The 1,734-nt window shown below is 56.3% G+C and carries 2 protein-coding genes; both read left to right on the top strand.

What is annotated here, in order from left to right; all coding sequences use genetic code 11:
• A partial coding sequence (locus tag AC1DUU_RS31225) for a restriction endonuclease subunit S (protein ID WP_476787179.1) occupies nt 1-1,499 on the top strand: 1,499 nt, incomplete at its 5' end.
• A 3-nt stretch (nt 1,500-1,502) separates the two neighbouring features.
• The coding region (locus AC1DUU_RS31220; protein WP_476787178.1) for an AAA family ATPase at nt 1,503-1,734 on the top strand (232 nt) is incomplete at its 3' end.

The following is a 1,734-nucleotide window of genomic DNA, read 5'->3' as shown; positions in this document are numbered from 1 at the left end:
TGCCAATGGCAGCGGTTGACGAGGTGTCCGGAACGATCCTGTCGCCTGTAGATCGGCCTTATGGCGAGGTTTCGAAGGGCTTCACCCATTTCCGCGATAACGATGTGATCTTCGCCAAAATCACGCCTTCGATGGAAAACGGGAAATCAGCGGTTGCGCGAGCGCTCACGAACAGGACAGGCATGGGGTCCACTGAATTTCATGTATTCCGAAGCAATGGGGCTATCGAGCCGGATTATCTCTGGCGCTTTGTCCGGCAAAAGTCTTTTCGTGAAAATGCCCAGGCCGTGATGTCCGGAGCGGTAGGCCAGCAACGTGTTCCTGCTGACTACCTCAAGGATCATCTGATCCCTCTTCCACCACTCCCCGAACAGCTGCGGATGGTGGCGAAGGTGGAAGCGCTGACCACGCGCACCGCTCGCGCCCGCAAAGAGCTTGACCGCATCCCCACCCTCATCGCCCGCTACAAACAACGCCTTCTCGCGCTGGCCTTTTCGGGGGAATTGACGGCAGGGTGGAGGGCCGATCACGGGCACAGAGAGCCTGTGCCCACAACAGTCGAGGACCTTTCGGAAGGGCTTCGCTATGGCACTGCCAAAAAAAGTTACGCCGAACCGAATGGCGTAGCCGTTCTTAGAATCCCCAACGTCGCTTCAGGGCGGATCAGCCTCGACGATCTGAAATATTCGGATCTTGATCCCAAAGAGTTTTCAAAACTTCGCCTCAACGAAGGCGATATTCTCGTGGTGCGGTCGAACGGAAGCGTTGATCTGGTTGGACGGCCCGCCCTCGTAACGGGTGATGCAATTGGCCTTGCCTATGCAGGATACCTTATTCGCATCCGTCCGAGGCATGACGTTGTCATGCCGAAGTTTCTTACCCTGATGCTCGAAGCACCTGCAATCAGGAGCATAATTGAATCGGGAGCGCGCTCGACGAGCGGCGTAAACAATGTGAATGCCACTGAACTTGGCGCATTGACCATCCCGCTGTTTGATATTCAAGAACAAGCTCAAATCGTCCGCCGCATCGAGTCCGCCTTTGGCTGGCTCGACCGCATGGCTGCCGACCATGCCGCCGCCGCTCGACTCCTCCCAAGACTCGATGCCGCCATCCTCGCCAAAGCCTTCCGCGGCGAACTCGTCCCCCAGGACCCGAACGACGAACCCGCCAGCGTGCTGCTGGAGCGGATTAAGGCAGAGCGTGCCGCTGAGCCGAAGGCGAAGCGCACCAAACAAGCACACAAGACAAGGCTCCCGAAGGATTTGCAGACCATGGCCAAAAACCTCGAACAAGTTCTCGCCGAAGCTAGAGATTGGGTTTCTGCGCAGGATGCCTTCCAACAATGCGGAATGGGCGGTGCTGCGACTACGGACGAGATCGAGAAAATCTATGCAGAGCTGCGCAAGCTCGACAAGGCTGGCAGGATTGAGGCTGAACCAGTCAATGACGATCAAGGGCGGAAGCTGCACGACCGGCTACGTCTGAAGGTCATGTGAACGATGCGCCTTGACAAGATCACGATCGGCAGTGCGAAGGACAGCCCGACCCATTGCTTTAAGAACCTGAAAGACGTCACCGTAGACTTCGATCAAAAACACTGGATTACGGTGGTAATCGGCTGGAATGGCACCGGGAAATCCAATGTTCTTGAAGCCTTGGCTGTCTTGTTCCGTGATCTGATTCAGGATGAACGCAAGCCTACGTTCGCCTACAATTTGACCTACCGTATGG

This window comes from Aminobacter sp. P4_H6_2 (assembly GCF_056400805.1).
This window is presented reverse-complemented; position numbering and strand designations above follow the sequence as displayed.